We start from the raw sequence: 14,750 nt of genomic DNA on the forward strand, positions 1-14,750 counted from the left end.
CAGTCCCTGGTCGCTGAGCTCACCCGGGACTCCTACGGCAGACTGCTGGCGGTGCTGGCGGCGCCGACGCGCGATCTCGCCGCCGCCGAGGATGCGCTGGCCGACGCGTTCGAACGCGCGCTGGCCCGGTGGCCCGACGACGGCATACCCGCGAACCCCGAAGGCTGGCTGCTGACGGTGGCACGCAACCGATTGCGCGACCTCTGGAAATCCTCCGGCTACCGGATGACCCAGCCATTGGACGAAATCGATTATTACCCAACATCTTTGGATGACGCCATGCCCGCTGTACCGGACCGGCGGCTGGAGCTGATGTTGGTCTGCGCACATCCGGCGATCGCCCCGAACATCCGCACACCGCTGATGTTGCAGTCCGTGCTCGGCGTCGAGGCCACCGCGATCGCCACCGCTTTCGCCGTTGAACCCGCGACCATGGCACAGCGTCTGGTGCGAGCCAAGAAACGCATCCGCGACGCAGGCATCCCGTTCGTGCTACCCGAACGCGACGACCTTGCCAAGCGACTGCCCGCGGTCCTCGAAGCGGTTTACGGTGCCTATTCGATTGATTGGCAACTTGCGCCGCAGGGCGCGCCGATCGAATCGCTGTCCGCCGAAGCGTTGCATCTGGCGCTCGTACTCGCCGAGTTGCTGCCCGATGAGCCGGAGGTGCTTGGTCTCGCCGCGTTGGTGTGCCTGTCGGAGGCGCGCCGACCGGCTCGGCGCACCACCGACGGCGCCTTCGTCCCGCTCGACGAACAGGACACCGCCCTTTGGGATGCGGCACTGATTGCGCGTGGCGAGGGTCTGCTGCGCCGCGCATACGAGCACCACACGCCTGGCCGGTTCCAGTACGAGGCGGCGATCCAGTCCGCCCATTGCGCCAGGGCCACCCACGGCGCCGTCGACCTGGATGTGCTGAGCAAGCTGCACCGGGCGCTGCTGCGAATCGCGCCGTCGCTGGGCGCGGCCGTGGCCGCAGCGGCGGTCGACGGCCAACTCGACGGACCCGAGGCGGGGCTGCGCGGTCTAGACGCGATCGATGACCCGGCCGCCGCGCGCTTTCAGCCGTTTTGGGCCACGCGGGCGCATCTGCTTGCCGAGGCGGGGCGGCCCGCGGAAGCGGCGAAAGCGTTCCGCCGAGCCATCGAACTCACCACGGATCCCGGGGTTGCTGACTATCTTTTCTGGCGTTTGCGTTGAAAACCCACTAGCAATGACTTAGCGTTTGCTCGTGGGGAGCGACGCTGAGCAGTTTTCCGGGGGCAGGGGACGCGGCCGTCCAGTCGGCGCCGACTCGGCTGAGACGCGCGCGCGCATTCTTCGCGCAGCGCGCGAAGTGATCAACGAACGCGGGTACGAGGCCGCCAACTTTCAGGCCATCGCGTCTCGTGCAGGGCTGAGTCGGCCCACCATGCACTACTACTTTCACGCCCGCGAGGAGATCTACGACTGCCTCATCGCAGAGGCGTATTCGATTGTCGCCGACTGCATTGCCCAAGCGAAACGTCAAGATACCCTGCTGAACCAGCTGACGACCTTCGCCGTGGCCGCAGACCGATCGGGCTTCGCGGATCAGTCGATGTTGCGATTCGTCATCACCGCCCGGTTGGAATCACATCGCAGTCCAAGCCTTCGGGAGCACCCCGGGCCGGTGGTCGCCGCCGTGCAGGAGTTCTATGCCTCGGTCATCGATGACGCGATGGCCCGTGGCGAGATTCCCGCCGAAACCGATGGCCCCGCAGTGGTGAGCATGTTGCTCGCGATGTTCCTGGGAATGGGCTTCTACGCCGGATTTATTGTCGAACACAACAACATGGCCGAGATTGCCAAGCAACTTCACCGGCTGATGACAAGGGGATTGCTAGATCAGCGGAAGAACGGCAGAACGCTCAGCTTGACCGCTCCCGTCCCTGCGGCCGTCGGCGCCGATGGGCTTTCCGACGTCTGGCCCGAACTGACTGGTTGATCTTGTCACCGCAGGTCAGCCACCGATCGGGGCCACCCTGACGGTTGCACGACCTTTTCGAGGGCAACCGCTTTGGTTTTCGAGGGAAACACCCGATTCCTACCGCGGAGGACCGCAATAGCGTGCTGTCCATGGTCGGCATCTGGTTGGCAGTCCTCATCGCCGCGTTCGTCGCGGCGGGGGTGCTCGTGCAAATCGGCTGGGAATTGCATCCGATGCCCACCGTCAGACGGGTGCTGCGGCGCGGACGGTCGCGGATCGACTAACGCCTCTCGGCCACCCATTGGTGGGCCCAGTCCTGCAGCGGCTCAAGCGCAGTCATCAGCGCACGGCCCTGATCGGTGAGCCGGTATCCGCCGGCATCGTGGTCGACGATCCCGAGGTCTCGCAGCTCGCGGAGCCGGGTGTTGAGCGAACCGGGATTGGTCTCGCAGGCGGCCTGCAACGCCCGGAACGTCAATGGGCCGCCACGCAGTTCCCAGAGCGCGCGCAGCGCGCCGCGACGGCCAAGCGTGTCGAGAGCCACCATGATCGGTCTGCCTGACGTCGAGCCACGTACCGGCGATCCGATCCTCGGGGAAGTCATGCTTCACATTTTGTAGCACCGATGCGTAGAGTGCCAGCATGACAAGCTATAAAATCCATAGCGCGCGGATCGCCCCGGCATCGGCACCGCTGGAATCCGACATGCAAGAGGCGATCGACGCGATCATGCGGGGCGCGCCGCCGCTGGTGCTCTTCACGACGATGGCCCGTGATCGACGGCTGTTCTTCAAGTTCTTCAACTCAGGCCTGCTCGACCGCGGCAACCTGACGATTCGGCAGCGCGAGATCGTCATCGACCGCGTGACGGCAATGTGCGGCGCCGAATACGAATGGGGAGTGCACGTGGCCGTTTTCGCGGCCAAGGCCGGGTTGACCGAAGCGCAGATAGCGTCGCTGGTGGCGGGCGGGCCCGACGACACGTGTTGGGCCGACGAAGACAGGGTGCTCATCCGGTTGTGCGACAGCCTGGAGCAGACTTGCTCGGTCGACGACGACATCTGGACGCAGTTGGCTGCACACCACAGCGACGAGGCGATCCTCGAGCTGCTCATGCTCGCAGGCACCTACCGGACTGTGAGTTATCTCGTGAACAGTCTGCGGCTGCCGCTGGAGCCTGGCGCGCGCCGGTTCCCCGGTTGAGGCACGCCGGCAAAGACACGCACAGCGACACGCCGAGAAGTGTCGGACCGCGGCCATAGACTGGCTCCCCTATGAACTCTTCCTTCGTGCACCTCCACAACCACACCGAGTACTCGATGTTGGATGGTGCCGCGAAGGTCAAGCCGATGCTCGCCGAGGCTGAGCGGCTTCAGATGCCCGCCATCGGGATGACCGATCACGGAAACATGTTCGGCGCCAGCGAGTTCTACAACGCCGCCACCGATGTGGGCATCAAGCCGATCATCGGGATCGAGGCCTACATCGCACCCGCGTCGCGCTTCGAAACCAAGCGCATCCTGTGGGGTGACCCAAGCCAGAAGAGCGACGACGTTTCGGGCAGCGGGTCCTACACCCACTTGACCATGGTCGCCGAGAACGCAACCGGCCTGCGCAACCTGTTCAAGCTCTCGTCGCTGGCCTCGTTCGAGGGTCAGCTCGGCAAGTGGTCGCGGATGGATGCCGAACTCATCGCCGAGCACGCGTCGGGCATCATCGCCACCACCGGCTGCCCGTCGGGCGAGGTGCAGACGCGGCTGCGGCTCGGCCACGAACGTGAGGCGCTGGAATCGGCAGCCAAGTGGCGCGAGATCTTCGGTCCGGACAACTACTTCCTCGAGCTGATGGACCACGGTCTCGACATCGAGCGCCGGGTGCGCGACGGGCTGCTCGAAATCGGCCAGAAACTCGGCATCCCTCCGCTGGCCACCAACGACTGCCACTACGTCACCCGCGACGCCGCACACAACCACGAGGCGCTGCTGTGCGTCCAGACCGGTAAGACGCTGTCGGATCCGAACCGGTTCAAGTTCGACGGCGACGGCTACTACCTGAAATCCGCCGAGGAGATGCGGCGGATCTGGGACGCCGACATTCCCGGCGCCTGTGACTCGACGTTGTTGATCGCCGACCGGGTGCAGTCCTACTCCGATGTGTGGGAACTGCGCGACCGCATGCCGATCTTCCCGGTGCCCGAAGGACACGACCAGGCGTCGTGGTTGAAGCACGAGGTGGACGCCGGGCTCGCGCGTCGCTTCCCCTCCGGCGTGCCGCAGGACTACGTCGACCGTGCGGCCTACGAGATCGAGGTGATCTGCGCCAAGGGCTACCCGTCCTACTTCCTGATCGTCGCGGACCTGGTGAGCTACGCCCGCTCAGTCGACATCCGGGTTGGGCCGGGTCGCGGTTCGGCGGCCGGCTCGCTGGTCGCCTATGCGCTACGCATCACCGATATCGACCCGATCGAACACGGGCTGCTGTTCGAGCGGTTCCTGAACCCCGAGCGCGCGTCGATGCCCGATATCGACATCGACTTCGACGACCGCCGCCGCGGTGAGATGGTGCGGTATGCCGCCGATAAGTGGGGGAGCGACCGGGTCGCGCAGGTCATCACCTTCGGCACCATCAAAACCAAAGCGGCGCTGAAGGATTCGGCCCGCATCCATTACGGCCAGCCCGGCTTCGCGATCGCCGACCGGATCACCAAGGCGCTGCCGCCGCCGATCATGGCCAAGGACATCCCGCTGTCCGGGATCACCGATCCGAACCACGAGCGGTACAAGGAGGCCGCCGAGGTTCGCGGGCTCATCGACACCGACCCCGATGTGCGCACCATCTACGAAACCGCGCGGGGTCTCGAGGGCCTGATCCGTAACTCGGGCGTGCACGCCTGCGCAGTGATCATGAGCAGTGAGCCGCTGACCGAGGCCATCCCGCTGTGGAAACGTCCGCAGGACGGCGCGATCATCACCGGCTGGGACTACCCGTCGTGTGAGGCCATCGGCCTGCTGAAGATGGACTTCCTGGGCCTGCGCAACCTGACGATCATCGGCGACGCGCTGGAGAACATCAAGGCCAACAGGGGAGTCGACCTCGACCTCGAGTCGGTCCCGCTCGACGATCCCGCGACCTACCAACTGCTCGGCCGCGGCGACACCCTCGGCGTCTTCCAGCTCGACGGCGGCCCGATGCGCGATCTGCTGCGCCGCATGCAGCCGACCGGTTTCCAGGACGTCGTCGCAGTGATCGCGCTGTACCGGCCTGGCCCGATGGGCATGAACGCCCACAACGACTACGCCGACCGCAAGAACGGCAAGCAGGCCATCAAGCCGATCCATCCCGAGCTCGAGGAGCCGCTGCGCGACATTCTCGCCGAGACGTACGGCCTGATCGTCTACCAAGAGCAGATCATGCGCATCGCGCAGAAGGTGGCCGGCTACTCGCTCGCCCGAGCAGACATTCTGCGAAAAGCCATGGGCAAGAAGAAGCGTGAAGTTCTCGAGAAGGAGTTCGAGGGCTTCTCGGAGGGCATGAAGGCCAACGGGTTCTCGGCCGCGGCCATCAAGGCGCTGTGGGACACGGTGCTGCCGTTCGCGGACTACGCGTTCAACAAGTCCCACGCCGCGGGCTACGGCCTGGTGTCCTATTGGACGGCCTATCTGAAGGCCAACTATCCGGCCGAGTACATGGCGGGCTTGCTGACGTCGGTCGGCGACGACAAGGACAAGGCCGCGGTGTACCTGGCCGACTGCCGCCGACTGGGCATCACCGTGCTGCCGCCGGACGTCAACGAATCGAGCCTGAACTTCACCTCGGTCGGCGAGGACATCCGCTACGGCCTGGGTGCGGTCCGCAACGTCGGCGCCAATGTCGTTGCGTCCCTTGTCGCTACGCGTACCGACAAGGGCAAGTACATCGACTTCTCGGACTACCTGAACAAGATCGAGATCGGCCCGTGCAACAAGAAGGTGACGGAATCCCTGATCAAGGCGGGGGCGTTCGACTCGCTCGATCACCCGCGCAAGGGGCTGTTCCTTATTCACACGGACGCCGTCGACTCGGTGCTGGGCACCAAGAAGGCCGAAGCGATGGGTCAGTTCGACCTCTTCGGCGGTGCGGACACCGCGACCGATGCGGTGTTCACCATCAAGGTGCCCGACGAGGAGTGGGAGGACAAGCACAAGCTGGCGCTCGAGCGCGAGATGCTCGGCCTCTACGTCTCGGGACACCCGTTGAACGGCATCGCTCATCTGCTTGCGGCGCAAGTCGATACGCAGATCCCGGCCATCCTCTCTGGCGATGTCGCCAACGACACGCAGGTGCGCGTCGGCGGAATTCTGGCCTCCGTCAACCGGCGGGTGAACAAAAACGGCTTACCGTGGGCCTCGGCACAATTGGAAGACCTCACCGGCGGCATCGAGGTGCTGTTCTTCCCGCAGACGTACTCGACGTTCGGAGCGGAGATCGCCGACGACGCCGTGGTACTGGTGGGAGCCAAGGTTGCCATCCGCGACGACCGCATCTCGCTGATCGCCAACGAGCTTGTGGTGCCGGACTTCTCGAGTGCACAGGCGAACCGTCCGCTGGCCGTCAGCCTGCCGACGCGGCAATGCACCGTCGACAAGGTGACCGCGCTCAAGCAGGTGCTGGCGCGCCACCCCGGCACCTCGCAGGTGCATCTGCGGTTGATCAGCGGTGAGCGCATCACCACACTGGAGCTGGATGCCTCGCTGCGTGTGACACCGTCGTCGGCGTTGATGGGCGACCTGAAGGCACTGCTCGGGCCGGGCTGCCTCGGCGGCTAGAAGGCGTAGCGCAGGATGCGCGCCTTGCGTGCGCCTGCCTTGCTCTTGCCGGACAGCTTTGTCGCCACCCGGATCCAACCGGGAAACAGGTCGACCTCGGGCTGGCGCGCCAGGCTGGCTTCCTCGACCAATGTCAGCCGCCGGTTCCACATCTCCGGATGGTGGGCGTCCTTGAAACCCGCATAACCCCATTGGCTTCCGACGTCCTTGAACATCTTCTGCGGGGACAGCTTGATCGCGACTCGGCTGACCCAGCCGATGCGGCCGTAGTCGTTGCACGCGAGCTCGCCGGAGCTGAAGTAGTCGGTGATGCGCCGGAAGATGCTCACGATCACCGCTTCGGACAGGAACGCGAACAACCCGTCAGCGACCAGAATTGTCGGGCGGTCGGCGGGAATGCCATCGGGCCAATGCTTTTCGGAAAGGGACGCGGGCACCGAATGCGAGTGCGGGTGGGCCGGCAACACATCGTCGCGAAGTGACATGATCCCAGGCAGGTCCACGCTGTACCAGTCCACCGTCGAGGGCGGGTCGACACGATAGACGCCGCTGTCCAGTCCCGCGCCGAGGTCAACCACGACGGCGTCCCGGTGCTTTCGGATGAACGCGCGCACCCGGTCGTCGAGCATCTTCGCCCGTAGCGCCGTCTGGCAGACGACGCTGGTCTGCACGCCCAGACCCGCGAAGTCGTAGTCGATCTGGCCGACGACCTCGTCGGCCAGCCGGTCGGCGAGAATCGGTCGTGCCCACCGGCTGTCCAGCGCCCTGGCATATTGAGTGAGGAACGCGGTCTGCTCGACTGGCGTGAGTTCGGTAGTGGCAATTCCCATGTCCGCCAACGATACTCCCCTTTTCAGGCTGAACAATCAGCCCAAAACGTTCACCGCCCTTGCGATTACGAGCGCGATGGTGGTCACCGCCACCAGGCTCTGCACCGCCATCATTCCCTTGGCCCAACGGGCCAGCGGCATCGTGTCGGTTGGAGAAAAGGCCATCGCGTTGGTCAGGCTGACGTACAGATAGTCGACGAACGTCGGACGCCACCCCGGTTTGACCAGCTTCGCGGTGTCGGGGTCCATCTGCGGAAACATGAAGTCCGGGTAGGGCTGTTCGCCCGCGCGCCGGGCGAACGGGCCGCCGCGGTCCAGTTCCCAGTACCAGATGCCGAACACGATGATGTTGGTCACGAAGATCGCCCCGCCGCTGCCCAGCAACACCGCAGCCTTGTTGCTGACCTCACCAGTGAGGATGCGAACGTCCAGCAGCACCGCCGAAAGCGTGTTGTCCAGGGTGATGGCGGCGAGCAGCACCCAGGTGGCGTATCGGCCGAGCCGTGTCGCGTTGGTGAGTTTCAGCGGGTTGAGCCACAGCAGCACCGCAATGAGAAGCAACTCGAGCCCGACCAGCGGCCAGCGGGGGACGACGGTGTAGCTCTTCGGGATTGCCAGTTGCAGACCGATCACGGCGACGAGCGCGAACAGCACTGGCAAGCGGCTCTCGGGATCGCCGGGCCGCAGCCACGACGGTAGATGGCGTTCGGCGCCGGAGGCCAAGCGCTCTGCGCGCTTGAGGAATTCGTCGACCGCCGCCGAGGGTTCGGGTGTCGTGTCCATCAGGTCAGTGTGTGCGACACGATAAGGGGATGGAATCGCGACACGTCAGCATTTGGATCGAAGCCGCCCCAGAAGTCGTCTACGAGTTCGCCGGGGACCCACAAACCTGGCCGCAGTGGGCCGCCGGACTCGCCGCAGGCGAACTTCGGCAGACCGCCGACGGCTGGGTCGCCGATTCCCCGATGGGCCAGGTGACGGTCGAGTTCGCGTCGCCGAACCAGTTCGGCGTGCTCGACCACGTGGTCCGGCTGCCGTCGGGCGAGGCCGTCTACAACCCGCTGCGGGTGATTCCCGCCGGCATCGGGGAGCCCCGCTGTGAGGTGTTGTTCACGGTGCGGCGACGCGACGGCATGACGTCAGCCGAATTCGATGCCGATGCTGCCGCGGTGGCCGCTGACCTCGAGGCGCTGCGGCGGCTGCTGGAGAACTAACGCTCAGACGACTGGAACGGGCGCAGGGCCAGCCAGACCACGGTGCCGGCTGCTGCAGCGGCAAGGACCGAGGGTGCGGCGCTGCCGGTGGCGACCGCGACGATCACCAGGACCAGGAAGCCGATGGCGAGCGCCAGCAGCTTGTAGACCGGCCACGCCACGCCGGCGATGCTGACTTCGTCGCGCACGGTCATGAGATGACGATAGCTCGTAAGCGAGTTTTCGGTCAACCGAAACACCGGCCTGAATGGGCACTTCGGTAGCGGGTCTACGCTGGTGCGATGCCACTTTCCGGAGAGTACGAAGCAAGCCCGTGGGACTGGGTCCGCAAGGACGCCGACAGGATCCTCGAGACCGGCACCACCGACGGCAGCGAGATGAAGGGCAAGCCGATCATCCTGCTGACCACGATCGGCGCCAAGACCGGCAAGGTGCGGAAGACGCCGCTGATGCGGGTCGAGCACGACGGCCAGTACGCGGTCGTCGCGTCTCTCGGCGGGGCGCCGAAGAATCCGGTCTGGTACTACAACATCAAGGCCCACCCGCGGGTCGAGTTGCAGGACGGCGACGTCACCAAGGAATACGAGGCGCGCGAGGTCACGGGTGACGAGAAGGCCGTCTGGTGGGAGCGTGCGGTCGAGGCCTGGCCGGACTACGCGGAGTACCAGACCAAGACGGACCGGCAGATTCCTGTCTTCGTGCTGACCCCGATTAACTGAAAACCGCTGGTTGGTGGCACTATTGTTCGGTGTCCGCTGAACTGAGCCAGAGCCGTCGTACTGGAATGTCTGCGCCGCTGTCCGCCGCAGATATCGACGAGGCTGCTCAGCGAATTTCCGGCGTGGTGCTGCGCAGCCCGCTGCAGTACAGCGAGCGGTTGTCGGAGGCCACGGGCGCGACCGTCTACCTCAAGCGCGAGGATCTGCAGGCGGTCCGCTCGTACAAGCTGCGCGGCGCGCACAACCTGCTGATGCAGCTGTCCGAGGACGAGAAGGCCGCGGGCGTGGTCTGCTCGTCGGCGGGCAACCATGCGCAGGGCTTCGCGATGGCGTGCCGCTCGATGGGCGTGCACGGCCGGGTGTACGTGCCGGCCAAGACGCCGAAGCAGAAGCGCGACCGCATCCGCTATCACGGCCGCGAGTTCATCGAACTGATCGTGGGCGGCAAGACCTACGACGTCGCGGCAGCCGCCGCACTCGATGACGTCGCCCGCACGGGTGCCACGCTGGTGCCGCCGTACGACGATCTGCGCACGATGGCCGGCCAGGGCACCATCGCCGTCGAGATACTCGATCAACTCGACGGCGAGCCCGACCTGGTGATCGTGCCCGTCGGTGGTGGTGGCTGCATCAGCGGCGTCACCACCTATCTGGCCGAACGCACGGCCAATACCTCGGTGTTGGGCGTCGAACCGGCAGGCGCCGCCGCAATGGTCGCCGCGCTAGCCAATGGCGAACCCGTCACGCTGGAGCACGTCGACCAGTTCGTCGACGGCGCTGCGGTGGCGCGCGCGGGCTCGCTGCCTTACGCGGCGCTCTCCGCGGCAGGTGACATGGTGTCGATCACCACGGTCGACGAGGGCGCGGTGTGCACCGCGATGCTCGACCTCTATCAGAACGAGGGCATCATCGCCGAGCCCGCAGGCGCGCTGTCGGTGGCGGCAGTGATGGAGGCCGACATCGAGCCGGGATCGACTGTGGTGTGCCTGATTTCGGGCGGCAACAACGACGTGTCGCGGTACAACGAAGTGCTCGAACGCTCGTTGGTGCACCTCGGGCTCAAGCATTACTTCCTCGTCGACTTCCCACAGGAACCCGGTGCGCTGCGGCGGTTCCTCGACGACGTGCTCGGCCCGAACGACGACATCACCCTGTTCGAATACGTCAAGCGCAACAACCGCGAAACGGGTGAGGCGCTCGTCGGCATCGAACTGAGTTCGGCCGCCGATTTCGAAGGCCTGCTTGACCGGATCAAGGCCTCCGACATCCACGTCGAGACACTGGAGCCGGGCTCACCCGCGTACCGCTACCTGCTCTGATCGCAACACCGCGACTGAGTGTGGCGCCAATACCGTTGAGCCGTCCCTGACTTCGGGCTCGCCCCAGGCCAACACGACCTCGCCGGTGGCCGGGACCTCGACGGCATCGGTGCCAAGGTTGCACGCGATCGCCAACGATCCTCGGTGCATGACCACCCACCGGTCGGCTTCGTCATAGTCGACGCGCATGTGGTCCAGCCAAGGATCGGCCAAGTCAGGTTCGTTGTGCCGCAACGCGATCAGCTGCCGATAGAACCGCCGCAGCCTGCCATGCTCGCCCTCGTCGATCTCGGCCCAGTTCAACTTGGACCGTTGGAAGGTCGCGGGGTCCTGGGGATCCGGAATCGCGTCGGCGTCCCAGCCGTGCTCGGCGAACTCACGCTTGCGTCCCTCGGCGGTCGCCCTCGCCAACTCCGGCTCCGGATGCGAGCTGAAGAACTGGAACGGCGATGACGAGCCCCATTCCTCACCCATGAAAAGCATTGCGGTATACGGTGATCCAAGTGCGAGTGCCGCCTTGACGGCCAGTTGACCAAAGCTCAGATTCTGCGAGGGCCGGTCACCGACCGCGCGGTTGCCGACCTGGTCGTGCGTCAGCGTGTACGCCAGCAGCCGTGTCGCAGGGATGCTGGTCGTGTCGAGCGGACGTCCGTGGCGACGATGCCGAAACGACGAGTACGTCCCCGCGTGGAAGTAGCCGTGCGTCAACGTCTGCGCCAACGCCTCCATCGAACCGAAATCCGAGTAGTAGCCCTGCTGCTCGCCCGACACCGCCGCGTGGACGGCGTGGTGGATGTCGTCGTCCCACTGCGCGGTCATTCCGTATCCGCCGCGGTCGCGGGGAGTGATCAGCCTGGGGTCGTTGAGGTCGCTCTCCGCGATCAGCGAAAGGGGGCGGCCCAACTCCTGTGCCAGGGCGTCGGTTTCGCCGGCCAGCTCTTCGAGAATGTGGATGGCGGTGGTGTCGACAAGCGCGTGCACGGCGTCGAGTCGAAGGCCGTCGGCGTGGAACTCACGCATCCATCGCAGCGCACAGTCGATGATGTAGCGACGCACCTCGTCGGCGTCCGCATCGGAGATGTTGATCGACTCGCCCCACGGGTTGCTGCCCGACGACAGGTACGGCCCGAACTGCGGCAGGTAATTGCCTGACGGGCCAAGGTGATTGAACACCGCGTCGATCAGCACCCCGAGCCCACGCTGATGGCAGGCATTGATCAGCCGCACGAGCCCGTCGGGCCCGCCATACGGCTCGTGTACCGCATACCAGAGCACGCCGTCGTAACCCCAGCCGTGTGTCCCGCCGAACGCGTTGACCGGCATCAGCTCGACGAAATCGACGCCCAGATCGACCAGATAGTCCAGTTTTTCGATCGCCGAGTCGAATGTGCCTGCCGGCGTGAAGGTGCCGACGTGCAACTCGTAGATGACGCGGCCTTCGATCGACAGGCCCTGCCAGCCACCGTCTGACCACGCGTCCGCGGCGGGCTGCCACAACTGCGAGCGTTCGTGCACGCCGTCGGGCTGACGGGCGGAGCGAGGATCCGGTAGCACCTTCGGATCGTCGTCGAGGACGAAGCCGTACCGCGCATCGGGTCGGGCGTCGACTGATGCCCGCCACCAGCCGTCGTCGGACCGCGCCATCGGATACAGGGTGCCGTCCACGTCGAGGCGCACCTGGTGCGGCCGCGGCGCCCACACCGCGAAGTCAGTCATCGGCCCGCTCCAGCAGCGCGACGGCGGACCCGGCGAACAGATCGGAGGCCGAGACCTTTCCGCTGAATCGGCCCCCGCCGATGCGGTCCGTCCAGGTGCCTGCGGGCAACGTCAATGTCGTATCGCCCCAACCGGTTTCAGCAAGGCGAACCGAATGCCGGGTGACGGCGGTCACCACGTCGTCTCCTCGCAGGAAAGCGACCAGATGCTCGGCGCCCGCGCCTTCTGCCAGCAGCGGCGTGTAGTCGCCGTTGGTGAATGTGTCGGGGCGGTCGCGGCGCAGTCGCAGCGCCGACCTCGTGATGTTCATCTTCGGATGCTGTGACGCCTGCCGCCGCGTCGGGTAGTCCACGGGTCGCCGGTTGTCCGGATCGACAAGGCTGTCTTCCCACAGTTCGGTGCCCTGATACACGTCGGGCACCCCTGGGGCTGTCAACGCCACCAGTTTCTGGCCGAGGCTGTCGTTGCGCACGTGTTCGTCGAGTCGGGCGATCAGAGAGGTGAGTCCTGCCCCGACCGGACCGTCCATCACCGCATCCAGCCACGCGTGCAGATCGGATTCGAACGCGGTGTCCGGATCATTCCATGTGGTGTGCACCGCGGCTTCTCTGACGGCTTTCTCGGCGTACGCGTGCACCCGGGTGCGGAGCTCATCGGTCACCTGACCGTCGGTCGGCCACACGCCGAACAGGTTCTGCAACAAGAACAGTCCAGTCGCGGGATCAGGCGGCGGCGCCGCGAGGACCCACTTGCCGACCAACTCCGCCCACAACGACGGCACCTGCGAGAGCACCCCGATCCGGGCCCGCACATCCTCACCGCGCTTGGTGTCGTGGGTGGTCAACGCCACCATCGCCTGCGGCCACAGCCTGGCCCTTACCGCGGCGCGCTCGTGAAACTCCGCGACGCTGACACCGAACCGTTCCGGCTCTCCACCGACCTCGTTCAGCGACACCAAGCGGGCATCCCGATAAAACAGGCAGTCTTCCATCGACTTGGCGGTCGCTGCGCCGCACAGTTGCTGCAACCGGACCGCCGCTTCGGCACTGGTCGACAGCGCCGAGGCCACGATGCTCAGCGGTTGCGTCAATTCCGGTAGCGCCGTGGCGGTTTCGGCCAATGCCTCCGGCAGCACCAGGGACAACGACCGGTAGTCGGAGCGGTAGACGGGCACCCGGCTGATCAATTCCGCTACGGCGCGGGGCACGTCGGGGTGGTCGATACCGGTCGCGGAGGCGATGGTGCGATGCAACCGGGCGAGTTCGCTTGCGAGCGTGTCGGTGACGGCCTGCGCTTTCAGCCGTCGAGCCAACTGCGGCATCTCGGCGTAGGTGTTGCCAGTCGAGTCGAACAACGCGGTGAGCGGGCCTGCGCCTGCGGGATCGAGAAACAGTCCGCCGATTTCGCGCAGCGCGTCGTAGCCGGTGGTGCCCGCGACGGGCAGCGTCGGCTCCAACGGTTCGCCGACGGCGAGAATCTTCTCGATCACGATCCAGGCGTCGGGCCCGACGAGTTCGCGCAGCCACCCCAGATAGCCTGCGGGGTTGGATAATCCGTCCGGATGGTCGATCCGAATGCCGTCGACGAGGCCCTCGGTGAACCACCGCTTGACCTCCACGTGCGTGGCGTCGAACACCGCGCGGTCTTCCTGGCGCAATCCAGCCAGCGACGTGATGGAGAAGAACCGCCGATACCCGCAGATGCCGTTGCGCCATCCGATCGGCCGGTAGTGCGTCTGGTCGGCGGGATAGTTCGGCGGCGCCGGATCGTCGTCGGACCCCAACACCGGCAGGACGACCCGGCCGTCCGGATCGAGGTCCCAGTCGATGTCGAAGTACGAGGCGTACGGCGATGTGCGGCCCTTTGTCAACACGTCGAGCCACCAACGGTTCTGATTGGGGTCGTCGACGCCCACGTGATTCGGCACGATATCGACAACGAGGCCGATATTCCGTTGCCGCGCAGCGGCGGAGAGTCGCGCTAATCCCTCGGCGCCGCCGAGCGCGGGGGAGACGGTGGTGGGATCGGTGACGTCGTAGCCGTGGGTGGAGCCCTCGGCCGCGGTCAGGATCGGCGACAGATACAGGTGCGACACGCCGAGTTCGTCGAGGTAGTCCAGGATTGCGATGGCGTCGTCGAAGGTGAAGCAGTCACCGCGCATCTGCAGTCGGTAGGTCGACAGCACTGGGAAAGCCATGT

The 14,750-nt window shown here is 65.7% G+C and carries 13 protein-coding genes; 7 read left to right on the forward strand and 6 right to left on the reverse strand.

The features are described from left to right. Positions 1–42 precede the first annotated feature (42 nt). A complete protein-coding gene (locus tag J3E61_RS24165; RefSeq protein ID WP_210085676.1) occupies positions 43–1,200 on the forward strand; it encodes an RNA polymerase subunit sigma-70 in 1,158 nt (385 codons plus the stop codon). Positions 1,201–1,231: 31 nt separating this feature from the next. Next, positions 1,232–1,966 carry a TetR/AcrR family transcriptional regulator gene (locus tag J3E61_RS24170; RefSeq protein ID WP_210085251.1) on the forward strand — a complete coding sequence of 245 codons (735 nt, stop codon included), beginning with the start codon at positions 1,232–1,234 and terminating at the stop codon, positions 1,964–1,966. A 262-nt stretch (positions 1,967–2,228) separates the two neighbouring features. On the opposite strand, the gene J3E61_RS24175 is transcribed toward J3E61_RS24170, so the two are convergent. Continuing rightward, positions 2,229–2,552, reverse strand: a complete 324-nt coding sequence (locus J3E61_RS24175) for a winged helix-turn-helix transcriptional regulator (RefSeq protein ID WP_192720582.1) — start codon at positions 2,550–2,552, stop codon at positions 2,229–2,231. 38 nt (positions 2,553–2,590) lie between these two features. Here J3E61_RS24175 and J3E61_RS24180 point away from each other — a divergent pair, with 38 nt between their 5' ends. Together J3E61_RS24180 and dnaE are read left to right on the forward strand one after the other, a co-directional pair. Continuing rightward, positions 2,591–3,151 carry a carboxymuconolactone decarboxylase family protein gene (locus J3E61_RS24180; RefSeq protein WP_210085252.1) on the forward strand — a complete coding sequence of 187 codons (561 nt, stop codon included), beginning with the start codon at positions 2,591–2,593 and terminating at the stop codon, positions 3,149–3,151. 71 nt (positions 3,152–3,222) lie between these two features. After that, entirely contained in the window at positions 3,223–6,753 is a 3,531-nt protein-coding gene (gene dnaE, locus J3E61_RS24185; RefSeq protein WP_192720580.1) for a DNA polymerase III subunit alpha, read from the forward strand. Here dnaE and J3E61_RS24190 read toward each other — a convergent pair. Then, positions 6,750–7,583, reverse strand: coding sequence for a class I SAM-dependent methyltransferase (locus J3E61_RS24190; RefSeq protein WP_210085253.1), 834 nt, complete (start codon positions 7,581–7,583; stop codon positions 6,750–6,752). The genes dnaE and J3E61_RS24190 overlap by 4 nt on opposite strands. Positions 7,584–7,619: 36 nt before the next feature. Beyond that, complete coding sequence (locus J3E61_RS24195) at positions 7,620–8,306, reverse strand: hypothetical protein (RefSeq protein ID WP_210085677.1); 687 nt, start codon at positions 8,304–8,306, stop codon at positions 7,620–7,622. A gap of 89 nt (positions 8,307–8,395) precedes the next feature. Between J3E61_RS24195 and J3E61_RS24200 the strand changes: the two genes are divergently transcribed. Continuing rightward, positions 8,396–8,797, forward strand: a complete 402-nt coding sequence (locus tag J3E61_RS24200; protein ID WP_210085254.1) for an SRPBCC family protein — start codon at positions 8,396–8,398, stop codon at positions 8,795–8,797. On the opposite strand, the gene J3E61_RS24205 is transcribed toward J3E61_RS24200, so the two are convergent. Beyond that, positions 8,794–8,991, reverse strand: coding sequence for a hypothetical protein (locus tag J3E61_RS24205; RefSeq protein WP_210085255.1), 198 nt, complete (start codon positions 8,989–8,991; stop codon positions 8,794–8,796). The genes J3E61_RS24200 and J3E61_RS24205 overlap by 4 nt on opposite strands. A gap of 87 nt (positions 8,992–9,078) precedes the next feature. Between J3E61_RS24205 and J3E61_RS24210 the strand changes: the two genes are divergently transcribed. Both J3E61_RS24210 and ilvA read left to right on the forward strand, forming a co-directional pair. After that, on the forward strand, positions 9,079–9,516 hold the full coding sequence (locus J3E61_RS24210) for a nitroreductase family deazaflavin-dependent oxidoreductase (RefSeq protein ID WP_192720576.1): 438 nt from the start codon (positions 9,079–9,081) through the stop codon (positions 9,514–9,516). 29 nt (positions 9,517–9,545) lie between these two features. Next, on the forward strand, positions 9,546–10,835 hold the full coding sequence (gene ilvA, locus J3E61_RS24215; protein WP_192720575.1) for a threonine ammonia-lyase IlvA: 1,290 nt from the start codon (positions 9,546–9,548) through the stop codon (positions 10,833–10,835). Here ilvA and treZ read toward each other — a convergent pair. Next, the gene (gene treZ, locus J3E61_RS24220) at positions 10,809–12,551 is read right to left on the reverse strand and encodes a malto-oligosyltrehalose trehalohydrolase (protein WP_210085256.1); all 1,743 of its coding nucleotides are present in this window, start codon (positions 12,549–12,551) and stop codon (positions 10,809–10,811) included. The two genes, ilvA and treZ, sit on opposite strands and share 27 nt — an antisense overlap. Further along, on the reverse strand, positions 12,544–14,748 hold the full coding sequence (treY, locus tag J3E61_RS24225; RefSeq protein ID WP_210085257.1) for a malto-oligosyltrehalose synthase: 2,205 nt from the start codon (positions 14,746–14,748) through the stop codon (positions 12,544–12,546). Before treY ends, treZ begins: the two co-directional genes overlap by 8 nt. Between the last annotated feature and the right edge of the window lie 2 nt (positions 14,749–14,750).

Origin of the sequence: Mycobacterium sp. OAE908 (genome assembly GCF_017872775.1) — a bacterium.
Taxonomy (GTDB): Bacteria; Actinomycetota; Actinomycetes; order Mycobacteriales; family Mycobacteriaceae; genus Mycobacterium.